General features: G+C 57.7%; 21 protein-coding genes. 7 read left to right on the top strand and 14 right to left on the bottom strand.

The genetic code is table 11. From position 1 onward, the window contains the following. Positions 1–13: 13 nt before the first annotated feature. The 3 genes from AAAC48_RS28030 (at position 14) to AAAC48_RS28020 (ending at position 2,676) form a co-directional block, all read left to right on the top strand. Positions 14–1,534, top strand: a complete 1,521-nt coding sequence (locus AAAC48_RS28030; protein WP_340657337.1) for an FAD-dependent oxidoreductase — start codon at positions 14–16, stop codon at positions 1,532–1,534. A gap of 506 nt (positions 1,535–2,040) precedes the next feature. Further along, complete coding sequence (locus tag AAAC48_RS28025) at positions 2,041–2,376, top strand: DUF427 domain-containing protein (RefSeq protein ID WP_340657336.1); 336 nt, start codon at positions 2,041–2,043, stop codon at positions 2,374–2,376. 15 nt (positions 2,377–2,391) lie between these two features. Continuing rightward, positions 2,392–2,676, top strand: a complete 285-nt coding sequence (locus AAAC48_RS28020; protein WP_340657335.1) for a DUF3175 domain-containing protein — start codon at positions 2,392–2,394, stop codon at positions 2,674–2,676. Between the two features lie 4 nt (positions 2,677–2,680). Here AAAC48_RS28020 and doeB read toward each other — a convergent pair whose 3' ends face one another. From doeB to AAAC48_RS27970, 10 genes are all read right to left on the bottom strand, one after another. Next, a complete protein-coding gene (gene doeB / locus AAAC48_RS28015) occupies positions 2,681–3,685 on the bottom strand; it encodes a N(2)-acetyl-L-2,4-diaminobutanoate deacetylase DoeB (protein ID WP_340657334.1) in 1,005 nt (334 codons plus the stop codon). Between the two features lie 7 nt (positions 3,686–3,692). Further along, a complete protein-coding gene (gene doeA / locus AAAC48_RS28010; RefSeq protein WP_340657343.1) occupies positions 3,693–4,871 on the bottom strand; it encodes an ectoine hydrolase DoeA in 1,179 nt (392 codons plus the stop codon). Between the two features lie 37 nt (positions 4,872–4,908). After that, positions 4,909–5,901, bottom strand: a complete 993-nt coding sequence (eutC, locus tag AAAC48_RS28005; RefSeq protein ID WP_340657333.1) for an ectoine utilization protein EutC — start codon at positions 5,899–5,901, stop codon at positions 4,909–4,911. After that, entirely contained in the window at positions 5,889–6,893 is a 1,005-nt protein-coding gene (gene eutB, locus AAAC48_RS28000; protein WP_340657332.1) for a hydroxyectoine utilization dehydratase EutB, read from the bottom strand. The genes eutC and eutB overlap by 13 nt, the downstream gene beginning before the upstream one ends. Positions 6,894–6,896: 3 nt before the next feature. Further along, the gene (gene eutA, locus AAAC48_RS27995) at positions 6,897–7,676 is read right to left on the bottom strand and encodes an ectoine utilization protein EutA (RefSeq protein WP_340657331.1); all 780 of its coding nucleotides are present in this window, start codon (positions 7,674–7,676) and stop codon (positions 6,897–6,899) included. Between the two features lie 11 nt (positions 7,677–7,687). Next, positions 7,688–8,344 (bottom strand): ectoine/hydroxyectoine ABC transporter permease subunit EhuD, encoded by a 657-nt coding sequence (gene ehuD, locus AAAC48_RS27990; protein WP_340657330.1) that lies wholly within the window; start codon positions 8,342–8,344, stop codon positions 7,688–7,690. 9 nt (positions 8,345–8,353) lie between these two features. After that, positions 8,354–9,013: an ectoine/hydroxyectoine ABC transporter permease subunit EhuC gene (gene ehuC / locus AAAC48_RS27985; RefSeq protein WP_340657329.1), complete on the bottom strand. Its 660-nt coding sequence runs from the start codon at positions 9,011–9,013 to the stop codon at positions 8,354–8,356. Positions 9,014–9,087: 74 nt separating this feature from the next. Further along, entirely contained in the window at positions 9,088–9,936 is an 849-nt protein-coding gene (ehuB, locus tag AAAC48_RS27980) for an ectoine/hydroxyectoine ABC transporter substrate-binding protein EhuB (protein WP_340657328.1), read from the bottom strand. 52 nt (positions 9,937–9,988) lie between these two features. Further along, positions 9,989–10,786 (bottom strand): ectoine/hydroxyectoine ABC transporter ATP-binding protein EhuA, encoded by a 798-nt coding sequence (gene ehuA / locus AAAC48_RS27975; RefSeq protein WP_340657327.1) that lies wholly within the window; start codon positions 10,784–10,786, stop codon positions 9,989–9,991. Between the two features lie 125 nt (positions 10,787–10,911). Further along, entirely contained in the window at positions 10,912–12,297 is a 1,386-nt protein-coding gene (locus AAAC48_RS27970) for a PLP-dependent aminotransferase family protein (protein WP_340657326.1), read from the bottom strand. Positions 12,298–12,379: 82 nt separating this feature from the next. On the opposite strand from AAAC48_RS27970, the gene AAAC48_RS27965 reads away from it, so the two are divergent. The 4 genes from AAAC48_RS27965 to AAAC48_RS27950 all read left to right on the top strand — a co-directional run bounded on the left by AAAC48_RS27965 (position 12,380) and on the right by AAAC48_RS27950 (position 17,022). After that, on the top strand, positions 12,380–12,877 hold the full coding sequence (locus tag AAAC48_RS27965; protein WP_340657325.1) for an Lrp/AsnC family transcriptional regulator: 498 nt from the start codon (positions 12,380–12,382) through the stop codon (positions 12,875–12,877). Between the two features lie 120 nt (positions 12,878–12,997). After that, a complete protein-coding gene (locus AAAC48_RS27960; RefSeq protein ID WP_340657324.1) occupies positions 12,998–14,491 on the top strand; it encodes an NAD-dependent succinate-semialdehyde dehydrogenase in 1,494 nt (497 codons plus the stop codon). A 25-nt stretch (positions 14,492–14,516) separates the two neighbouring features. After that, positions 14,517–15,896: an aspartate aminotransferase family protein gene (locus AAAC48_RS27955; protein WP_340657323.1), complete on the top strand. Its 1,380-nt coding sequence runs from the start codon at positions 14,517–14,519 to the stop codon at positions 15,894–15,896. Positions 15,897–15,906: 10 nt separating this feature from the next. Then, positions 15,907–17,022 (top strand): alcohol dehydrogenase family protein, encoded by a 1,116-nt coding sequence (locus AAAC48_RS27950; protein ID WP_340657321.1) that lies wholly within the window; start codon positions 15,907–15,909, stop codon positions 17,020–17,022. 58 nt (positions 17,023–17,080) lie between these two features. On the opposite strand, the gene AAAC48_RS27945 is transcribed toward AAAC48_RS27950, so the two are convergent. The 4 genes from AAAC48_RS27945 to AAAC48_RS27930 form a co-directional block, all read right to left on the bottom strand. Beyond that, complete coding sequence (locus tag AAAC48_RS27945; protein WP_340657320.1) at positions 17,081–18,307, bottom strand: adenylate/guanylate cyclase domain-containing protein; 1,227 nt, start codon at positions 18,305–18,307, stop codon at positions 17,081–17,083. 86 nt (positions 18,308–18,393) lie between these two features. Beyond that, positions 18,394–19,353 (bottom strand): trypsin-like peptidase domain-containing protein, encoded by a 960-nt coding sequence (locus AAAC48_RS27940; RefSeq protein ID WP_340657319.1) that lies wholly within the window; start codon positions 19,351–19,353, stop codon positions 18,394–18,396. Between the two features lie 340 nt (positions 19,354–19,693). After that, complete coding sequence (locus AAAC48_RS27935) at positions 19,694–20,299, bottom strand: calcium-binding protein (RefSeq protein ID WP_340657318.1); 606 nt, start codon at positions 20,297–20,299, stop codon at positions 19,694–19,696. Between the two features lie 410 nt (positions 20,300–20,709). After that, positions 20,710–20,927 (bottom strand): DUF2127 domain-containing protein (locus AAAC48_RS27930; RefSeq protein ID WP_340657317.1); only part of this gene is annotated, 218 nt, incomplete at its 5' end.

The following is a 20,927-nucleotide window of genomic DNA, read 5'->3' as shown; positions in this document are numbered from 1 at the left end:
GAAGGAGACGCCCATGACGGAACAACAGTCCTCCAGCGGCCCTGATCTCACGCAGGGCGTTGCTGTCACTGCCCTCGATGGAGGCAAGCTCCTGGGGCATGTGGGAAAACAGCCAGTTCTCCTTGTAAGGGCGGATACCGGGATATTTGCGATCGATGCACTCTGCAGCCATTATCATGGTCCGCTCGTCGATGGGCTGGTCGAAGGGAATACCATACGCTGCCCCTGGCACCACGCCTGCTTCGATTTGCGCAGTGGTGAGGCAATCCGGGCACCGGCGTTGAGCGCATTGTCGTGCTGGAAGGTCGATCAACGGGACGGGCGGGTTTTCGTCGAAAGCAAGCTCGACAAGCAAAGCCAAGCGCGGCCGGCACGACCGGATGAACCCGGGAGAATCCTGATCATTGGTGGTGGCGCAGCGGGTTTCGCAGCAGCGGAAATGCTTCGCCGGCGCGATTACCAAGGCAGTATCGTCATGTTGAGCGCGGACACTGCCGCACCGGTCGACCGGCCGAACCTTTCCAAGGATTACCTTGCCGGCAGCGCGCCGGAAGACTGGATGCCGCTGCGGTCTGACAAGTATTACAGCAAGGCGAATATTGGCCTTCGCCTCCAAGCAGAGGTCACTTCGATCGACATTGTTGCGCAACATGCGATAACCGCGGCCGGAGACAAGATCGCCTATGACCGGCTTCTGCTCGCAACCGGCGCAGAGCCGGTGCGCCTGACCATCCCCGGTGCGGATCAGTCAAACGTCCACACGCTGCGGACGCTCGATGACAGCCGCGCAATCATCGCGGCGGCAAAAGGGGCCCGGTGCGCCGTTGTAATAGGAGCCAGCTTTATCGGGCTCGAGGTTGCCGCCTCCCTGCGTGCACGCGATATCGAAGTTCATGTGGTCGCTCCTGGCCGGCGGCCAATGGAGCGCGTCCTTGGACCGGAAATGGGTGATTTCGTCCGGACACTCCATGAAGAGCATGGTGTCATTTTTCATCTTGAAGATACGGTGACGGCGATCGAAAGCTCAAAGGTTCGGCTCAAGAGCGGAGCTATGGTGGAGGCCGACTTCGTCGTTGCGGGCATAGGGGTACGTCCGCGCCTTGCCCTCGCTGAGCAGGCTGGCCTCGCGATCGATGACGGCGTTGTCGTCAATGCCTATCTCGAAACAAGCGAGCCGGGAATTTATGCGGCGGGCGATATTGCGCGCTGGCCGGATCCGCATTCCGGCCGGAGTATTCGCGTCGAGCATTGGGTCGTTGCACAACGCCAGGGACAATTCGCTGCACTCAACATGCTTGGGCTGCAGGAAAAGTTCGACGCTGTGCCATTCTTTTGGAGTCAGCATTATGACGTCCCGATCAACTATGTTGGCCACGCAGAAAATTGGGATGAGATTGTCATCGACGGCGATATAAAAGCCAGGGACTGCCTGGTTCAATACAAGAGAGGGGGGCGGACTCTTGCCACCGCCTCCATATATCGGGATCTTGAAAGCTTGGAGGCCGAAGTGCGGATGGAGCGCGAAACCGCCTGAGGCGCGACACGTCCGATGCCAACTGGATGGCCGGCCTCTCGTTGGCAGCGCCTTAAGAAGCAAGCAATGCAACCGCATCGAACAGCTGCGACGGCGGGCCCATCAGTTGGGCCACCAGCTTTTCTGCCACATGCTGGTGTGTTTCGGCGCCACTGCACTGATCTGTGTCGAACATATATCAATTTCACGTTCGTCCAAACGCGCCATTCCGGGTCATTGTTCCGGGAGGAACAATGCCGGCACCCGGGCGGCTATTTTTGTTGAGCGTGAGATTCCATCACACGAGCGTTGCTTGGCTCAACACGATCAAGACCGTCCCGGAACCTTCCACCCCTGATTTTGTTTTAGAGACACGAGTCGGGAAAGGATGAGCACATGTCTGAATTTTTATGGTTTCTCGTTGTTATCATGGGTCCGATCGTCCTCGGCGCCATCATCGCTCTCGGAGTCCTGCGGCAACGTGTCTGAACCGGGGTGCCGGAGCGCAGAACCAGAGGAAGCACAAAATGGAACGCGGCATTACAATCCAACCATATTCTCACCCGGTTACAGTGCGGTTTCGTGACGTGGTCATTGCGTCCACGGATCATGCATTGGAATTGCGGGAACCCGGACATAATCCCGTCCTCTACGTGCCGTTCGATGACATCTATTTCGTTCACCTCGAGAAAACTGCCACGAATACGCAATGTCCCTGGAAAGGGACAGCGTCCTATTGGCGGGTGAGAGGGCAAGGCGAGGCAGCCGACGATGCAATGTGGTCCTACGAGGAACCAAAGGCCGAGGTTGCTGAAATTCGCGGTTACGGTGCGTTTGACCCCAAGAAGGTAACGTTGGAATAAACGCAGGAGGTTCCAATGGCCACGAAAACAAAGGAAAAATGGTCAAAGGACGTTACACAACACAGCGATGCGCTCGATCTTGAAGCGAACATCTTCGAACGGGACGATCCGCATGAAATTGCCCGTTCGCTACGGCGATCGGCGGAACGCTCCAATCGGCGAAAATCCAGTCCTTACCGATCAGCAATGTCGATGCTGACGTTTTACATCAATCGCGCGGGAAGCAACCTTCCCGCGAAGCAGAAACAAGTGCTGGAACGTGCAAAAGACGAACTGAGAAAAGAGTTCGGCCGCACTTGAAAGCCTAGTCCGCAATCCCGACGACTGCTACGCAGTCACCAGGTTTAACCAGCCCAGGAAAATGACGGGCGGCAAGGAGACCGGTAAGCTTTGCGCGAATATCAGCAGGTGCTGCGCCGGTGCGGCCGATAGAATGAATACGGGCAATGACTTGCCCTTGTGCCACCGGATCGCCCAGATCGACCATCGTTTCGATCATCCCGACGTCTTCTGCGAAAGCAAAGCAATCTCCTGAAGGCATGTTGAGCCAGCGTGTTTGGCGCTGGTCGATCTTGCCACTGACAATGCCCGCATGGCGTAGCAGGTTCATCGCGCCGCGCTTGGCAATGGCGACCGTTTCTGCACGGGCAGTGCCGCCGCCGCCGAGCTCTGTGGTAACGAAGACCTTTCCCATTTCTTCCACCGTCGTGTCATACATGCCGACCGCGTCGATCTCGAGCATTCGCATGGACCAGGGTGCGGAGAACGCCTTGACGGCTTCGAACCCTTTGGCCTCCTGCGCCTTGTCGGGCAGGATATGGGCAGCAGCAAACGGCACGAAATCAAGCGTTTTGCCTCCGGAATGGAAGTCAAGCACCACGTCGGCGCGCGGCAGCAATTCACGGGTAAAATAATCGGCGATCTTCTGGGTCACCGTCCCATCAGGCCTGCCGGGATAGCTCCGGTTCATATTGCCCTGGTCAATGGGTGAGGTGCGGGTACCGGCACAAAAGGCCGGGTAGTTCATTGCGGGAACAATAATCACCGTACCGCTGACACTGGCGACATCGAGGGTGCGGGCGAGATCGAAAAGAGCTATCGGCCCTTCGTATTCGTCGCCATGGTTACCGCCTGTCAGAAGAGCCGTCGGCCCCTTACCATTACGGATGACCGCAATGGGGATCATTACTGATCCCCAGGCCGAATCATCGCGGCTGTAGGGCAGGCGCAAAAAGCCGTGCTGCACACCTTGCTTGTCGAGGTCGATGGTTGGTGTGACAGGCGAAGGCCCGAGTGTTCCTGACTGCATTTTGGCCTCAGTTTTTGACGAAAAGCTTGCGCGGCACATTGGCAAGACATTCAACGCCGGTTTCGGTGATCAGGATACTTTCGGTGATCTCAAGGCCCATTGTCTCAAGCCACAGCCCTGTCATGAAATGGAAGGTCATGCCCGGCTTGAGCTCGGTCCTGTCCCCGGGACGCAGGCTCATTGTGCGTTCACCCCAATCCGGCGGATAGGAAATGCCGATCGGATAGCCCGTGCGATTGTCCTTGACGATGCCGTATTTCTTCAGAACCGCGAAGAACGCATTGGCAATGTCTTCACAGGCATTGCCCGGCCTGGCCGCAGCAAGACCCGCCTCCATGCCTTCGAGCGTAGCCTTTTCCGCATCGAGGAATTGCTGGGTTGGTTTGCCGAGAAACACGGTGCGCGAAAGCGGCACATGGTAGCGATTGTAGCACCCGGCAATCTCGAAGAATGTGCCTTCTCCAAGCTTCATCGGTCTGTCGTCCCAGGTGAGGTGGGGTGCCGAGGCATCTGCGCCCGACGGGAGCAGAGGTACGATAGCCGGATAGTCGCCGCCGAAACCAGCTGTTCCGCGAATGCCTGCATCGTAGATTTCTGCCACAAGATCGCATTTGCGCATGCCAGGCTCGACCTTGTCGGCGATACGCTGGTGCATGGCTTCAACGATGCGCGCCGCCTTGCGCATGTAATCGAGTTCGGTCAGGCTTTTCACCGCGCGCTGCCAGTTGACGAGTGCCGTGCCGTCAACAAAACGGGCGTTGGGCAAATGTTTCTGCAAGGATGCGAATGCTGCGGCAGAAAACCAATAATTGTCCATTTCCACGGCAATGGTCAGCTTGTCCCAGTGGCGCTCGGCAAGGATCTTCGACAGGAAATCCATGGGATGGCGCTCTGTCGATTGAACATAGTGGTCGGGATAGCCGATGATGCTGTCATGCGCCAAATACGCTGTGCGTTTCGCGCCATTTGCGTCCTGCCCCCGGCCATACCAGATAGGTTCGCCTTCCGGCGGTACGATCACGGCCTGATGAACATAGAACGACCAGCCATCATAACCCGTCAGCCACGCCATATTGGAAGGGTCGCTGCAGATGAGAAGATCGATGCCGCGCTCTTGCATCGCCGCGCGTGTCTTCTGCAATCTTTCGGCAAATTCCTGCCGGGTAAATTTTAGATTTGGCTCGATCATACTCCGTTTCCTCACTCTTGGGCCGAAACCCGTATCAACTTTCAAAATTCGTCCCGGCGTTCGCCAGCCTGGCGCGGTCGCGGGCGAGCGTGGCAATGGCGGTGTCCTGTACGCCGGTGCCCGTCAGATCGGCAATGGTGATCGCTTCTGGTGACGGCCTGCCTTGTGCCGATCCAGCAATGACGGCGCCGAGTTCGGAGAATGCTGTATCAGCATTCACCAGCCCGGCCTCGATGGCGTGATGCAGTTCACCGAGACGGCGTGTCTGTTTGAGGCTGTCAGCGATGTAGAGATCGGCCTTGGCGATAATGGCAGGATCAATCTCGTGCTTGTGCTCGGCGTCCGAACCCATGGCGGTGATGTGCTGTCCCGGTCCCAGCCACCCTTGCTGAAGGACTGGCTCTGTCGAGGGTGTCGTCGTCACGATGATATCCGCATCGTGGACTGCCTCTTTGGGGTCGCTCACTGCATTGACGGCAATGCCGAGCTTTTGCGCCAGTTCGCGTGCGGCTCGCTGCGCCTTGTCTATGTCGCGAGCCCAAATGCGTGCGTGCGTTATTGGACGGACGAGTGTTAGGGCTTCAAGTTGCAGGCGCGCCTGTACGCCGGCTCCGAATATCGTAGCGACGCTCGATTCCGGCCGGGACAAATGGCGAGTTGCCACGGCACCGGCCGCAGCGGTACGCACGTCGGTCAAATAGCCATTATCGAGCAGCAAGGCTTCGACCAGCCCTGTACGGCTGCTCAAAAGAACCATCATGCCATTTACGCTCGGGAGGCCGAGCTTGGGGTTGTCGAAAAAACCTGGACTGATCTTGATCGCGAAGCCGTCGATGCCTGGCACATAGGCGGTCTTCACGTCGACTTCGCCGCGATATTCCGGAATGTCGAGCCGCAGGATGGGGGGCATGGCCACCGCCTTGGTAGCAAGCGCTTCGAAGGCGGCCTCCACACAAGCGACGGCGTCGAGATCGAGCGACACGATCTTGCGCAAATCCGCTTCGGTCAGGATCGTCATGCGGGACATGGCACAGTCCTTTCGCTCGGGTCCGTTGCGCAGACAATGTGCCGGTGCTGATCCATATCCACATTGCGGCCGGAAAGAATGACGACGATCGGCCCTTTCGCCTGCACTTTGCCGGCAAGCAGGGCGCCGATGCCGACCGCAGCGGCTCCCTCGATAATCTCGCGCTCCTTTGCATAGGCGTGAGACATGCCTGCCGCGATTTCCGCTTCAGAAAGCAGGATCATATCGTCGAGAAGATCGCGAACCATTGCGAAGGTGAGGCGATTATCGAGCCCGATGCCTCCGCCAAGGGAGTCGGCCAGGCTCTCGCTCTCCTCGACGAGCACCGGCTTTCCGGCATCGAGACTGGCGCGCATCGCAGCACCCCGGCTCATCGAAACACCGATGATCTTCGTTGAAGGGCGCATTGCCTTGACTGCCGCAGCAACCCCTGACGCCAGCCCTCCGCCCGAGACCGGAACGAGCACGGTGTCGACGTCAGGCAGGTCTTCGACAATCTCAAGGCCAAGCGTACCCTGGCCGGCAATGATTGCGGCATTGTCGAATGGTGGCACCATGGTCAGCCCATCGTTGCGAACCAGCCGGTCGACCTCTTCTTGTGCGTCATCCTGCGATCTGCCGATGATGCGAATCTCGGCACCGAGACGGCGAATTTCCTCGACCTTGTTCTGTGGAACCAGGCACGACATGCAGACCACCGCCCGGATGCCCTCAAGCCGTGCAGCATAGGCAAGCGCGCGGCCGTGATTGCCGGTCGACGCGGCCACCACACCACGCTGCTTTTCCATCGCAGTCAGGTTGCCGAGGGCATTGGTTGCGCCGCGCAGCTTGAAACTACCCGTGGTTTGGCGGTGTTCCAGCTTGAGAATCACCGGCATCCGCATTTTTTCCGACAGGGAAATCGACTGGACGGCCGGTGTGCGCGCGACCTTGCCTTCGAGGGTGAGGCTTGCTCTCTCAATATCGGCAAGCGTTACAAGTTGGTGAGTCATGGCTTACCAACCCGCCATGGGCTGCGCCATCAGTCTGCCCAGTTCCGGACGAGGGGCGTTGTCGTCACAAATGCGAAGCGTTGCCCATGCTGTTGCCAGGTTGCTGCTGACGACCGGCTTGTCGATTGCCTGCTCGATCGCGTGAGCGACACCGGCGGCGCGCACCGCTGTACAGGAAATAAACAGCGCATCCGCGTCTTTGGCGGTTGCCTCGCGGGCTGCGCATATCAACGACTGCGGATTGATCCGCGCCATCTCGCGGTCATCCTCAAGGCCAAAGCAGGTGAAGCTGGCGATTTCGAAGCCCTTGGCGGCGAAATACTGGGCCATCGGCGTGCTGGTTTCGATCGTATAGGGCGTAAGTATGCTGATACGGCGTGCCCCGACCGCCTGCAATCCCCTGACTGTGGCCAACGGGGGCGTCACGACGGGAATCCCCGGCTTGGCGCGGTTGATCGCAGCTTCGATGTCGTCATCGCCAATGACGACGGAGGCAGAGGTACAGGAGTAGCAGATCACGTCCAGATCTTCGTCCGGAAGGATCAGTCGCGCACCTTCGGTGAGCGAAGGCTGCATGCGCCGAAGATTGTCCGGGGTTGTCGGATTGGCGTAGGGAATGCGCGCCGTATAGAGGCCGATACGGTCGCTGGCGACCATGCGCTGGAAGTCCGGCTCTGTCGTATGATCTGTTGCGAGAATGACGAGGCCGACACGCTTTGCGAGCGGGCGATCGTCGAAATCAAGCGGCATTCCGGTTTGCCGGATCGTCGGAAAGACATCCATGATCATGCTCCTCAATCAATCCTGCCATAGCGGCGTTCAAGCCAGCGCAATCCGACCACCGAAATCAGACTGATGATCAGGAAAAATGCGCCAACCAGGGTGATTGGTTCAATGTAGCGGTAGTTGTAATTGGCAATACTGCGCGCCTGGTTCATCAGTTCAAGTACGGTGATTGCCGACAGAAGCGGAGTTTCCTTGAACATGGCGATGAAGTAGTTGGCGAGAGCAGGGATCATAGGCGGCAGAGCCTGCGGCAAGATGATCTGCGTCCAGGTTTGCATGGAACTGAGATTGCAGGCCTTGGCCGCTTCCCACTGGCCCCGAGCAACATTGTCGATACCGGCGCGATAGACTTCTGCCGTATAGGTCCCGTAGTGCAAGCCAAGACCGATCACGCCCGCCACGAGCGGCGAAAGGGTAATTCCGAGATCCGGCAGCACGTAGAAGATGAAATAGAGCTGGACGAGCAGCGGCGTGCCGCGAATGAACTCGGCGATGAAACCCATGGGCACCGATATCAGCCGGTTCTTTGATCGCCGGACAATGGCGATGACGAGCCCTATTATGGCAGCAACGATCGAACCAAGCAGGGTCGCAAGAATAGTGATCTTCACACCCTCGAGAAGGGTCGGAAGAATTTGAATGACGAAGGCCCAATCCCATTCCATTGCCGCCTCCTATGACCTGATACCGTCAAGGCCGCGCGTCAGATGACGCTCGAGGCCGCGTATGGCGAAGGAAATGACGCAGGCGATGGCAAAATAGAGCACAAGAATGGTCAAAAACGGAAAGAGCGTACTGCCGGTTTGCGCGCGAACCACTTGAGCCTGAAACGTCATGTCGGCGAGTGAGATAAGCGAGACCACGGCCGAACCTTTCAGCAATTCGATTGCGTTATTGCCGAAGGTTGGCAGCATCAGCACGAAAGCCTGGGGCAGAATGATATAGCGAAGTTTTTGCCAGCTATTGAGGTTGAGCGCGGTGCATGCCTCGTACTGTTCCTTGCCGATCGACTTGATGGCGCCGCGCACCACTTCAGCGGCATAGGCGCCGACATTGAGACCAAGTGCGAGAACGCCCGCCTGCAACGGGGTCAGCGACAACCCGAACAGGGGCAGGACGAAATAGGCCCAGAACAGTTGCACGAAGATCGAAGTACCGCGGAAAAACTCGATGTAAGCGGTTGCGAGCCAGCGCACTGGCGCGTAGCGAGACAACCGCCCGAGACCCGCGAGGAATGCCATGACAAGCGCGAGTGCCGAGCCCATCAGCGTCAGCTGGATGGTGACAATCGCGCCGTCGAGAATGAGTTGCAGATAGCCGGCCCATTGGCCCATCGACTTGCCGCCTCTTTGCTGGAACTACCGGGAGACCGCTCCGCGATCAGGCGGAGCGGTCGCAAGCCACGCGGTTACTTGGCCGCGCAGAGCTTTTCGCGTGTGGTCGACATTGCCGCCTGTGCCGAAAATCCATAGGGCTCCACGATCTTAGCGAATTCACCCGACTTCTTCATCTCGGCCAGAACCTTGTCGAACTCGTCGCGAAGCGCCGTGTCGCCCTTGCGGAACGCTGCGCCGTCACAATAGACCGGAGCACCCTGGACCGGAGCAATCACCTCAAGGTTCGGGTCATTGGCTTTCTTGACGAGATCGTTGATCGACAGGACCGGCAGCGAATAGGTGTCGATGCGGCCATCCTGCAGCATCTTCAGACCGCTCTGGCCGTCCGGAACGACGATGACACGATCGCGGGGTACACCTGCTTCGAGCGCCAGGCGTTCTTCAGTACCGCCGCCTGGTGCGCCGATTGTGGCCTTTGCGTCCTTGGCGATGTCGGCATAGCTCTTGAACCCTTTCGGATTGCCCTTCTTCACCAGGAATGCTTCCGCGTCGCAAAGGATCGGTTCGGAATAGGAAACGGCTGCGCAGCGTTCCGGCTTCATGAACAGACCGGCGGTTACAACATCATGGCGGCCCGCCTGAAGACCGGGGATCATCGCGCCATATTCCGAAATCGACGCGACGACGTCATTGACGCCGAGCTTCTTGAAGACGGCCCGCGCTACGTCCGGTGCAGCGCCAGAAACGGTGCCGTCTGCCTTCACGGCTGTAAATGGTGGTTCATTGGCAATGGCGATGCGGGCAAAGCCCTGCGCCTTCAACTTATCCAGTGCTTCGTCGGCCTTGGCCGGCATGGACGATACCAATGCCGAAAGTGCGGCTGCCCCCAAAAATGCGCTTATTGCTTTTCGTTCAATCATGTTCCCAGCTCCTTTGGTTTTCTTGTGTCCCAACTCGCCAGCGGTCGTGGCTTCAGACACGAAGACCGGCGGCGATGATCTTTTTCAGGAAGGCCTGTGTCCTTTCCTGCTTCGGATGTCTGAATATTTCGTCCGGCTTGCCGTCCTCGACGATACGTCCGCGGTCGAAGAACAGGACGCGGTCGGCGAAATCATGGGCAAAGCCCATTTCATGGGTGACAAGAAGCATTGTCATGTCCGTCTCGCGGCAAAGCTTCCAAAGGACATTCAGCACTTCCTCTACGAGCTCAGGATCGAGTGCTGACGTGACTTCATCGAAAAGCATGATCTTCGGCTTGAGAGCAAGGGCCCGCGCAATAGCGACGCGTTGCTTCTGGCCCCCGGACAATTGGGAGGGCATGGATTTCGACTTATCGGCGAGCCCGACCATGTCAAGAAGTTCCATCGCATGCCGCTCGGCATCCTTGCGCGCGACACCCTTGGTCAGCATCGGGGCGAGGGTAACGTTGTCGAGTACGCATTTGTGCGGAAACAGGTTGAACAGCTGGAATACCATACCGATCTTCTCGCGCATCTTGTGGAGATGCGCTTCGTCAGCTGGCTGCAACCTGCCGTTGCGTTGCATCTGGTAGAGATGATCACCATCGACCCTGATATCGCCGCCGTCGATGCCTTCCAATGTCATCAGGATGCGCAGGATCGTGGTCTTACCGGACCCTGACGGGCCAATAAGAGCCAGCTTCTCACCGGGCGCAACGCTGAACGATAGATCGTTCAAAACCTTGAACGCGCCGAAGCTCTTGCTGATGCCGTTGATCTCGATGATCGGCGGGCCGTTTAATGCGGGCATGCGTGTCTCCTCCTGGTTGAGACAGCCTCATGCGCATAACGATGGGAGACTTATCAAATCATGTCAATTGTAAAAATTAAATCATGACAATATAGGTGATCGTGCTGAAATTTCAGGCGAGGCGGCTAAATCGCAAGCAACAGATGTTCCTGGTCTCCACGCAGCAGATTGGCCACCATTCCAAGTCCCGAGCGCAATTCGGCCTCAGTTGTCGAACCGAGCGAGATACGAACGGCGGGATGCCATTGCTCTTGTGAAATCCGGAATGATGCACCGGGCGCTATTGCGACGCCTTGCAGCCGCGCATGAGCGACGAAGGCTTCTTCAGTACGTTCTGCGGTCAATGGCAACCAGATATGGAGGCTCTGGGGATGGGAGAGAAATGGAATGCCGGCCAGAACTTCCGATGCCGTGGCGTGTCTAGTTCGCAACGCTTCCCGCTGCCAATTGACAAGTTCAACTGCAGTCCCGTCCGAGACCCAGCGGGTTGCGATCTCGGCGATGATCGGCGTTGCCATCCAGTTCGAAACGAGATGGCGATTGGCGACCGCAGCGACGTAGCGATCCGGCGCGACCAGGTAGCCAATGCGCAGTCCGGGTACCACGATCTTGGTAAAGCTGGTGAAATAAAGGGTGCGTTCCGGTGCGAGGGCCGCAATCGGAGTGGGACGGTCCTCGACGAGCGGACCGAGCACATCGCTTTCGATGATGGCAATGTCGTGCCGACGCGCGACTTCGACGATCGCCGCGCGCCGCTCCAGTCCCATAAGCGTGGCGGTTGGGTTGATCACGGATGGCTGCACGAAAACCGCGCGAATTCCATGTTCGCGGCAGCATTCGTCCAGGGCTTGCGGAATGATGCCCTGATCGTCGATCGCGAGGCCTTCTAAAGTCAGGCCGAGATAGGATGCAAGAGGCGTCAACGTATGATGGCCAATGCCCTCAGTCGCGACTTTCGATCCGGGTGGCGCGGCACTCATCAGCGCAACCGTCATTGCTGCTGTCGCGCCATTGGTGAGGCTGATGTTCGAGCCGGGCACATTAAGCCCACAGGTGCGCAGCCACTCGACGGCGACGGCGCGATGACGCGGAAAAACGACATTGGGGCGGAAGGAAAGTGCCGAGCTTGCCGGCAGATTTTCCGCCAGCCAGCCAAGCGCCTTCTTCATGCGCTCCAGGTGCATCGGCTCGCAGATCGGTTTGAGGATCGACAGATCAATGACTTCGCCAAGTCTCTCGGGCAGGTAGGGTGGATCCGGCTCGCGCCGAAGTGAACGCACGAAGGTACCGCGCCCGGTTTCGCCGGAAATCAGATTGCGGCGGATGAGTTCCTCATAGGCGCGGCTGACGGTCTGGACCGAGAGGCGCAGTTCATCTGCCATCTGCCGATGGGTCTGGAGACGGGCGCCGCTTTCGAGTTTGCCATCGGCAATTGCACGTGCAATCTGTTCGGCCAGAGACAGATAGGCCGGGCGGCGGAGTGTAGTTGGATCTGGACGCCATAATGTCATGATTTATAAGTGATCCAAGTCAGTGCAATTGACAATCGAAAAATCACAACGTCATGGTTATTGGACATAAAATGGGCAGGACATGACATCGCTAAAGCTCGATCCGATCGATATTCGCATCCTCGACGAAATCCAGCGTGAGGGCCGGATCACCAAACTTGCGCTGGCCGAACGCGTCGGAATTTCACCAACTCCCTGCTGGACACGGCTGCGGCGGCTGGAGAAGGCGGGCATTATTACCGGTTATCACGCCCGACTTGCCTTGCGATTGGTCACGCCCGTAACCACTGTGCTAATGGAAGTAACGCTTGGGGCCCATCGCCAGGCGGATTTCGATCGCTTTGAACGGGCGATCAAGACGATCCCGGAGGTTGTGGCCTGCTGGTCGGTCGGTGGCGGCGTGGATTATGTATTGAAGGTCATGGCGCGCGACATCGATTCCTATCAGCGTCTGGTCGACAGCCTGCTGCAGCGCGAAATCGGCATCGACCGCTATTTCACCTATATCGTTACCAAAACGGTCAAGGATGACACGGTGCTTCCCGTCGCGGACCTCATAACGGCGGCCGAGCCGATCTAGTCTATTTCTCTCCATATCAATGTTGATGAAGATAATCTCTCTTCGATAACACCAGGAAACAGCCTCTCTCTCCTTTGGTTCATGCGAGGCTTGTGACCGAGTATTTTTCGGGAGAGCTGCATGTCCGCCCATTTCGCACGACCAGACCGCCATCCGGCCCTCGAGGGGCTGCAAGACCGTCGCATGCTGCGCGAACTCGCCTACATCGATGGGCATTGGACCGCCGCCGACGCTGGCCAGACGTTCGAGGTCAACGATCCGGCATCCGGCGCGGCGATTGGCTGGGTGTCAAAGCTCAACTGCGAACAGACGGCCCTTGCGATCGATGCTGCGGCCAAAGCCGTCCCTTTGTGGCGGGATCTCTTGCCTCAGGAGCGCACGGCCAAGCTGCGGCGCTGGTATGAGCTGATCCTTGAGGCTAAGGAAGACCTGGCGCTAATCATGACGCTCGAGCAGGGCAAGCCGCTCAAAGAATCGCGGGGCGAAATCGACTATGCCGCCTCCTTTGTCGAGTGGTATGCGGAAGAAGCCAAGCGTCTCAATGCCGAAGGCGTAACCAGTCATCTTCCGGGCGCCGAGATGATGGTCCGGCGTGAGGCGTTAGGGGTCGTTGGTATTGTAACCCCCTGGAATTTTCCGTCGGCAATGCTGACACGCAAAGCCGCGGCGGCTTTGGCGGCAGGCTGCACGATCGTCGCTCATCCATCGTCGGAAACGCCGCTCTCCGCATTGGCATTGGCCGAACTTGCCGATCGCGCGGGAATTCCGGCGGGGGTTTTCAATATTGTCACCGGCGATGCCGCGACCATTGTCGGACGCCTTTGCGAAGATGCACGCGTTCGGGCGCTGAGCTTTACAGGATCAACTGAAATTGGCCGGTTGATTGCCGCGCAGTGTGCGCCGACTATGAAAAATCTGATCATGGAACTCGGCGGCCATGCCCCGCTGATCATCTTTGCGGATGCCGACATCGACCGCGCCGTGGACATCGCCATCAATGCCAAATTCGCAACGTCAGGCCAGGATTGTCTCGCTGCCAATCGAATCTATGTTGAACGCCCGATTCACGATGACTTTTCTGCGGCTTTTGCCAGGAGATTAGCAGACCTCAAGGTCGCCTCTGGACTGACTTGCGATGCCGATATCGGTCCCTTGATGCATGAGCGTGCGGTGAGGAAGGTCGAGGAGCAGGTTGCTGATGCCGTGAAGCGCGGGGCGCGCTGCGTTGTCGGCGGCAGGCGTCACGGGGCGGGGGAACTGTTTTATGAGCCAACACTTCTGACCAATGTCCCGGACGATGCGCTGATCATGCGCGAGGAAACCTTCGGTCCGGTGGCGGCGATCAGCACATTCGATACCGAGGATGAAATTGTCGCACGCGCCAACAATACCGAGTACGGCCTCGTTGCCTATGCCGTCACCAAGGATGGCGCGCGCATGCTGCGCCTTGGCCGCAAACTCGAATACGGCATGGTTGCGATAAACCGCGTCAAGATCACCGGTGCGCCGATTCCGTTTGGCGGCATCAAGCAATCCGGTCTTGGCCGGGAGGGCTCGCGCCACGGGATCGAGGCGTTCACCGAACTCAAATATCTTTGCATCGACACCCAGTAATTTTGACTAAGAACAAGGATTCATCATGCTTGACCGCTCGAACGAACTGAACGCCTGGGACCGGGATCACTTTTTTCACCCTTCGACGCACATGGGCACCCATGCGCGCGGCGAAACACCGACACGGGTCATTAAGGGCGGCGAGGGCGTTCACATCACCGACAGCACGGGGCGGACCAGCATCGATGCGTTCGCGGGGCTCTATTGTGTCAATGTCGGTTATGGCAGGCAGGAAATTGCCGATGCGATTGCAAGGCAAGCCAAGGAACTTGCCTATTACCATGCCTATGTCGGGCATGGCACGGATGCCTCGATCACACTGGCCAAGATGATCATCGACCGCGCGCCACAGGGCATGACCCGTGTCTACTTCGGGCTGTCCGGATCCGATGCGAACGAGACCAATATCAAGCTCATCTGGTATTACAACAATGTGCTTGGGCGTCCGGAGAAGAAGAAGATCATCTCGCGCTGGCGCGGCTACCATGGATCGGGCGTCATGACCGGCAGCCTGACTGGCCTCGAACTGTTCCACAACGCCTTCGATCTGCCGCGTGCCCCGATCCTGCACACCGAAGCACCCTTTTATTTCCGCCGTGAAGACCGCGCGATGAGCGAGGAGCAATTCTCGCAACATTGTGCCGACAAACTCGAAGAGATGATCCTGGACGAAGGTCCGGAGACGATTGCCGCCTTCATCGGCGAGCCGATCCTTGGTACGGGCGGCATTGTTCCGCCGCCGTCACAATACTGGCAGAAGATCCAGACCGTCCTCAACAAGTATGACATCCTGCTCATTGTGGATGAGGTCGTTACCGGGTTTGGCCGTCTCGGCACCATGTTCGGTTCGGATCACTATGGGATCAAGCCGGATCTGATCACCATCGCCAAGGGTTTGACCTCCGCCTATGCGCCGCTTTCAGGTGTGATCGTTTCGGATAAGGTATGGCAGGTGCTGGTGAAGGGCTCCGACATGCTCGGCGCGCTCGGCCATGGGTGGACCTATTCGGCGCATCCAATCTGCGCAGCCGCCGGTGTTGCCAATCTGGAGCTGATCGACAAGCTCGATCTCGTGACCAATGCCGGTCAAACCGGTGCATATTTCCGGGGACAGCTGACCCAGGCGCTTGCGGATCATCCGATCGTCGGCGATGTCCGCGGCGACGGAATGCTGGCAGCTGTCGAATTTGTTGCTGACAAGGACGATCGCAAATTCTTCGATCCGGCATTGAAAGTCGGGCCCCGTATCGCGACCGCATTGGCGGAACGTGGTGTGATTGGCCGGGCGATGCCGCAGGGCGACATTCTCGGTTTTGCACCGCCACTGTGTCTGACACGCGACGAGGCAGATATCGTCGTTAAGGCCGCGACCGATGCCGTTAAAACGGTCGCCAGCACACTCTGAGGCGATGACCATGATGCATGAGAAGTTTCCAAAGACCATGACTGCGGTTCAACTGGTCGGCCATGGCGGTCTCGACAAGCTCGTCTACAGCAAAAACGTCCCCGTCCCCGTACCGGCAGCCGGTGAAGTGCTGATAGCAGTCACCGCCTGCGGCATGAACAATACGGATGTCTGGGTGCGCGAGGGTGCCTATGGAACGGAGGAAGACGCAGGCGCCGTTTCGACCTGGCGGCGCCAGGAGCCCACGCTGACCTTTCCACGCATTCAGGGAACGGACATTGTCGGCAACATCGCCGCTGTAGGGGAAGGTGTGTCGCAGGAATGCATCGGCCAGCGTGTGATGGTGGACTTCTCCATCTATAATCGCGATGACGACAGCCTGGCCGACATCGATTACATCGGCCACGGCCGCGATGGCGGTTATGCAGAATATGTAACGGTTCCTGCTGAAAACGCTCACCTCGTTGACACCGGGATGAGCGATGTCGAGCTTGCCACGTTTTGCTGTGCCTATCTCACCGGTGAACAGATGCTAGAACGCGCTGGTCTTAAAGCCGGTGAGCGCATTCTCGTGACTGGTGCGTCGGGCGGTGTCGGATCTGGCATTGTCCAGTTGGCCCGGGCGCGGGGTGCCATTCCCTACGCGCTTGTTGCTCCCGGCAAGGAGCAGGCGCTCATGGATATTGGCGCGCAGGCCGTAATCACTCGGGGAACAGGAGACCTCGTCGCGGCGGTCAACCGTGCGACCGGCGGCAAGCCGATCGATGTCGTTGCCGATCTCGTAGGCGGCGCGATGTTCAATGACCTGTTGCGCATTTTGCGTGCCGAGGGTCGCTACACCACGGCCGGTGCGATTGGCGGCCCGGTCGTGCAACTCGACCTGCGCACTATGTATCTCAAGCAGCTCGCCTTGCATGGTTCGTCGCAGGGCACCAGAGGCGATTTCCGTCGCATCCTTCGCTACATAAAGGAAGGCAAGATCAAGCCACTTGTCGGAGGTGTCTACCGCCTCTCGGAATTCCACAAGGCGCAAACCGATTTCATGGCGAAGGGCTTTGTCGGCAAACTTGTGGTTGTCCCGGATTCTCAGTACGGCAGATCGAATATCGCCGCGTGCCGATCGTAAGCTAAGGAAGCCCGATCTATACGTAGCAGCCCAAGGGTCCTCGTGAACAAGGTCCGTACTAATCCGGCGAAATACAGTCGCCGGAAAATGCGTACACGTCGATTGGTTCGCCGACACCCCTCAACGGGAACAAGCCGAGATTCTCAAGCTTGGATTTGCACCCTGCCATCTCTACGAACGCCTTGGACAGGAGAACGGGACGTTTGATTTCCTTGGTCAAGCTCTCAAGCCGCGAGGCAACATTGACCGCCGGTCCTATCACAGTGAAGTCGAGACGCTTTCGCGAACCGATGTTTCCATACATCACATCGCCCACGTGGACCCCAATGCCGTAACCAAGTGGATCGCGTCCCTTTTGGATGTTTTCATGATTGAGCTCTGCCACTGCGGTCTGCGCTTCGCTGATCGCCCGCAGCAGATTGGCGCAGGCCATTGGATCGGTGAGAGGAAAAATCGCCAGAAGCCCGTCCCCCATGAATTTCAGAATTTCCCCACCGTGTTTCTCGATTGGTCCTGACATCGCGTCGAAATAGCCGTTCAACAGTTCGATGACGTCATCCCGGGGCCACAGGTCCGATATTGCTGTGAAATTACGCAGATCACAGATCAGGATGCCAGCGCCGACTGTGACGCCACTGCCGCGGGTGGTGGCGCCCGCGAGGATCTGCTCACTCGCATGGGGCCCGACATAGGTTTCCAACAGCGTGCGAGCGAGGCGGTTCTTCAATCTGATCTCGCTGACGAGCGCCAGTGCCGGGAGGAGGTCAGCGAGGATTGTTATGTGGTCTTCGCTGAAGCCGCCGGTCCTGTCAGTTGCGAAGGTGACGACGTGTCGCTTGTCAAGGGTATGATCGAGCGGCCAGGCAATGTAATCGGTATAGCCGTCGGCCCGCAATTCGTCATAAAGCGGGTATTGCGGGCCATCCTCATCAAGCCGTCGCCGGACCACCGATGCTCCACTGTTGATTTCGTGTAACGGGCTGTTCAAATACTGGTCGGTTTCTTCAACGCCGTAGTCGAAGGTGCGTATCTCCGCTTCCGCCAATCCTTTCCGCCACAGGATCCGGGCACCAATCCATTGAGGATGATTCGTTCTGAAATGAAGGGAGGCCCGGGTGACAGGCACGCCGGCGTCCAAGAGCCTTATGCACATCTCCACCAGTATGTTGTCGATAAAGCGTTCGTGCCGGGTTTCTGTTACCAACCAATCGAGTATTTTTCTTCTTCTCGTTGGCCAGATGCCTTCATCAGAGGCATCAAAGGTTGCGTTCAATAATGACGACATTGCAACGCTCCATCATAGTCATCGGGTCTGCATGACCCAGGCATCTACAGACCGAATCGAAACACGTGCTCATTGGCGCCAGGCCCCTAAGCAGGACGCGCGATCGGTAGCACTCTTTTCGTCTCGATAGCACCCTGTAGATTAAAAATCAGAAACGCGGATTCGCGCGCTATCCGGTCAGCATCGAGAAGGCGCACCAAATCATCCACACCGGCGACCGGGCGAGTATCGATCGCCAGAATGAGATCTCCGGCTCGAAGGCCTCCAAGATCTGCCGGGCTACCGGGATCTACGCGACGCAGCCGCACCGAGCTATCTCCCTGCAAGCCAGCATGCAGCGCGACACGACGCGGCAGTGCGACAGTATCGGCCGAAACGCCGATAAATGCGCGACGGACGCGGCCAAAACGCAGGATTTCGGAAACAACGAAGTTGGCGGTATTGGCGGAAACGGCAAAGGCGATGCCTTGCGCACCCTGAATAACTGCAGTGTTAACGCCAACGACCTCACCTGCCGACGATACGAGCGGACCGCCGGAATTGCCGGGATTGAGTGCAGCGTCCGTCTGGATGACATCGTCTATCATTCGCCCGTTTGCAGCCCGTACGGATCTGCCGAGGGCAGAGATTACTCCTGCTGTCACCGTCCACTCGAATCCGAGCGGATTGCCGATGGCAATTGCAACACGACCGCGTTTCAGGCGCTTCGAATCCCCCAGCTCTGCCCAAGCCGCAAGGCTTGTTTCCGCACGTATTACGGCGATATCCGTATCCGCATCCCGCCCCACGACGCGCCCTTCACAGGTGATTCCGTCAGGGGTCCTTATGCGCACCGCTTGCGCAGCTTCTACAACATGGTTGTTCGTGATGATCAGGCCATCGGGCGAGATGGCAAATCCCGAGCCGTGACCTCCGCGCCCTCCGAGTCGCTCAATATGGCTGACCGCTGGCCCGACGCGATCGACAGCATCGGCGACCGTCCGCGAATAAGCGTCGATGAGATCAGCGTCATCTTCCGGCAGGATTTGTTTGTCTATGAAGCCCATTGGATAGCCCTTCGCACGCTTTGGTGACACCAGACGTGCGGAGAACAGCTGGCCATGTTCCAAAAGGGGAGGTGGCGCGGTCGCAACCGGGGGCGTCTCGCAATCACGCATGATAGACGGATTGTAACCGTAATATGGTCGTCAATGTCCGCCAATCAAGTGGCACGGGCAAGTGCCTGACAAGGGGGTTTGAAGGCGTTGCGCTTCTTGTAAAAGCGGCGTGTATTCCAGCAGTATGGCACCGATGATCTTACCCGGCGATTCTTCCACCGGCACAGCAGCTGGATGGGGCTTCAAAAACGTGCCCCGCCGTAGAAGGGCAGGGCACGCCGTTTTTTGATCAATGCACGGTGAAGTAGTTGTCCGGATGAGCCTGGACATCGTCGGAGCTGGTATTCACCAGCGTTACGGAATCACCGTGGCCAAGGTCGACGACGGTGTCATTGCCGACCTGAGTAACACGGGAAGCCAGGTCATCAGGCGACTGAATATCCTGACCATTGATGCCGCTGGAGATTTGGAGGATGTCTTCACCAGGGGTAAAGTCAAGCACGACGTCACTGCCGCCGCCGCCATTGAACACGAACACGTCGTCGCCTGCGCCGCCCGAGAGGGTATCAGCACCGGCACCGCCAACAAGCGTGTCATTGCCTTCGCCGCCCGAGAGCGTGTCCTTCCCGGCACCGCCTAGGAGCACATCGTCACCGGCGTCGCCGTTGAGGGTATCAGCGCCGTGCTCACCATAGAGAATGTCGGCTCCGTTGCCGCCGGAGAGGGCATCATTGCCCTTTTCGCCCAACAACAGGTCATTGCCATCATCACCAAACAGCGAGTCGTCTCCCTTACCACCGAAGACCACGTCGTCACCACCTTGGGCGTGGATGAAATCGTCAAAGCGGGAGCCAAACAACACGTCGTCATAGGCGCCACCTTCTAGAGTAGCCATCTGCTTCTCCTTCTGTCTTGCTCTGTGTTTACAACTGCCGGAATGCTCCGGCGATCGATGCCTTGTCATCGTGCAGTGCACAGGACATGGCTCCCCAAACTAAGAATATAAATGTGGCATTCTATAATAACAATTTATTAAATTGTGTATTACGGCGGCTAATTTTAATATACATTCCGCATTGTAAATTAAGACTTTTGGTTATATGAATTAGAACTGGAAAAAATTTATTTCAGAATTTGAAATATTACATAAAATTGCGTTGAACGGGCGTCGGATTATTGAGTAGCTAATCTTTGCAACCAAAGATTGTATTTTAATATCTTTTCGGGATGGGTCACAGCGGGTTCCACTACAATTCAGCGGATATCCTGATTCCGATGATGAGAATCCCCAATCGGCCCCGCAGTTCAAGGATGAAATCGACTCCCGCTCGCATGTTTGAGGATCAGTTGATATTCGTGCCAGATGAGCACCATGACGAAAATGTCGAAGACGGTCAGGGCGACCATGCCGAAGCTTTGTGTGTAGGCATAACGGTAGAGCTGATAGATGATGAAAAGGCCCAGAACGAATAGAGATGCCGGGTAGGCCCAGAGCTTGTTGCGAAGCAGGCACACGACAAGGA

It is taken from the genome of Phyllobacterium sp. (assembly GCF_037994405.1).
GTDB lineage: Bacteria > Pseudomonadota > Alphaproteobacteria > Rhizobiales > Rhizobiaceae > Phyllobacterium.
The sequence above is the reverse complement of the archived record's forward strand: the minus strand, read 5'-3'. Positions and strand labels throughout refer to the sequence as shown.

Coding starts and splice junctions, on each gene's coding strand:
- AAAC48_RS28030 (WP_340657337.1), top strand. CDS start 14: ATGACGGAACAACAGTCCTCCAGCGGCCCTGATCTCACGCAGGGCGTT.
- AAAC48_RS28025 (WP_340657336.1), top strand. CDS start 2,041: ATGGAACGCGGCATTACAATCCAACCATATTCTCACCCGGTTACAGTG.
- AAAC48_RS28020 (WP_340657335.1), top strand. CDS start 2,392: ATGGCCACGAAAACAAAGGAAAAATGGTCAAAGGACGTTACACAACAC.
- doeB (WP_340657334.1), bottom strand. CDS start 3,685: ATGCAGTCAGGAACACTCGGGCCTTCGCCTGTCACACCAACCATCGAC.
- eutC (WP_340657333.1), bottom strand. CDS start 5,901: ATGTCCCGCATGACGATCCTGACCGAAGCGGATTTGCGCAAGATCGTG.
- eutB (WP_340657332.1), bottom strand. CDS start 6,893: ATGACTCACCAACTTGTAACGCTTGCCGATATTGAGAGAGCAAGCCTC.
- eutA (WP_340657331.1), bottom strand. CDS start 7,676: ATGGATGTCTTTCCGACGATCCGGCAAACCGGAATGCCGCTTGATTTC.
- ehuD (WP_340657330.1), bottom strand. CDS start 8,344: ATGGAATGGGATTGGGCCTTCGTCATTCAAATTCTTCCGACCCTTCTC.
- ehuC (WP_340657329.1), bottom strand. CDS start 9,013: ATGGGCCAATGGGCCGGCTATCTGCAACTCATTCTCGACGGCGCGATT.
- ehuB (WP_340657328.1), bottom strand. CDS start 9,936: ATGATTGAACGAAAAGCAATAAGCGCATTTTTGGGGGCAGCCGCACTT.
- ehuA (WP_340657327.1), bottom strand. CDS start 10,786: ATGCCCGCATTAAACGGCCCGCCGATCATCGAGATCAACGGCATCAGC.
- AAAC48_RS27970 (WP_340657326.1), bottom strand. CDS start 12,297: ATGACATTATGGCGTCCAGATCCAACTACACTCCGCCGCCCGGCCTAT.
- AAAC48_RS27965 (WP_340657325.1), top strand. CDS start 12,380: ATGACATCGCTAAAGCTCGATCCGATCGATATTCGCATCCTCGACGAA.
- AAAC48_RS27960 (WP_340657324.1), top strand. CDS start 12,998: ATGTCCGCCCATTTCGCACGACCAGACCGCCATCCGGCCCTCGAGGGG.
- AAAC48_RS27955 (WP_340657323.1), top strand. CDS start 14,517: ATGCTTGACCGCTCGAACGAACTGAACGCCTGGGACCGGGATCACTTT.
- AAAC48_RS27950 (WP_340657321.1), top strand. CDS start 15,907: ATGATGCATGAGAAGTTTCCAAAGACCATGACTGCGGTTCAACTGGTC.
- AAAC48_RS27945 (WP_340657320.1), bottom strand. CDS start 18,307: ATGTCGTCATTATTGAACGCAACCTTTGATGCCTCTGATGAAGGCATC.
- AAAC48_RS27940 (WP_340657319.1), bottom strand. CDS start 19,353: ATGGGCTTCATAGACAAACAAATCCTGCCGGAAGATGACGCTGATCTC.
- AAAC48_RS27935 (WP_340657318.1), bottom strand. CDS start 20,299: ATGGCTACTCTAGAAGGTGGCGCCTATGACGACGTGTTGTTTGGCTCC.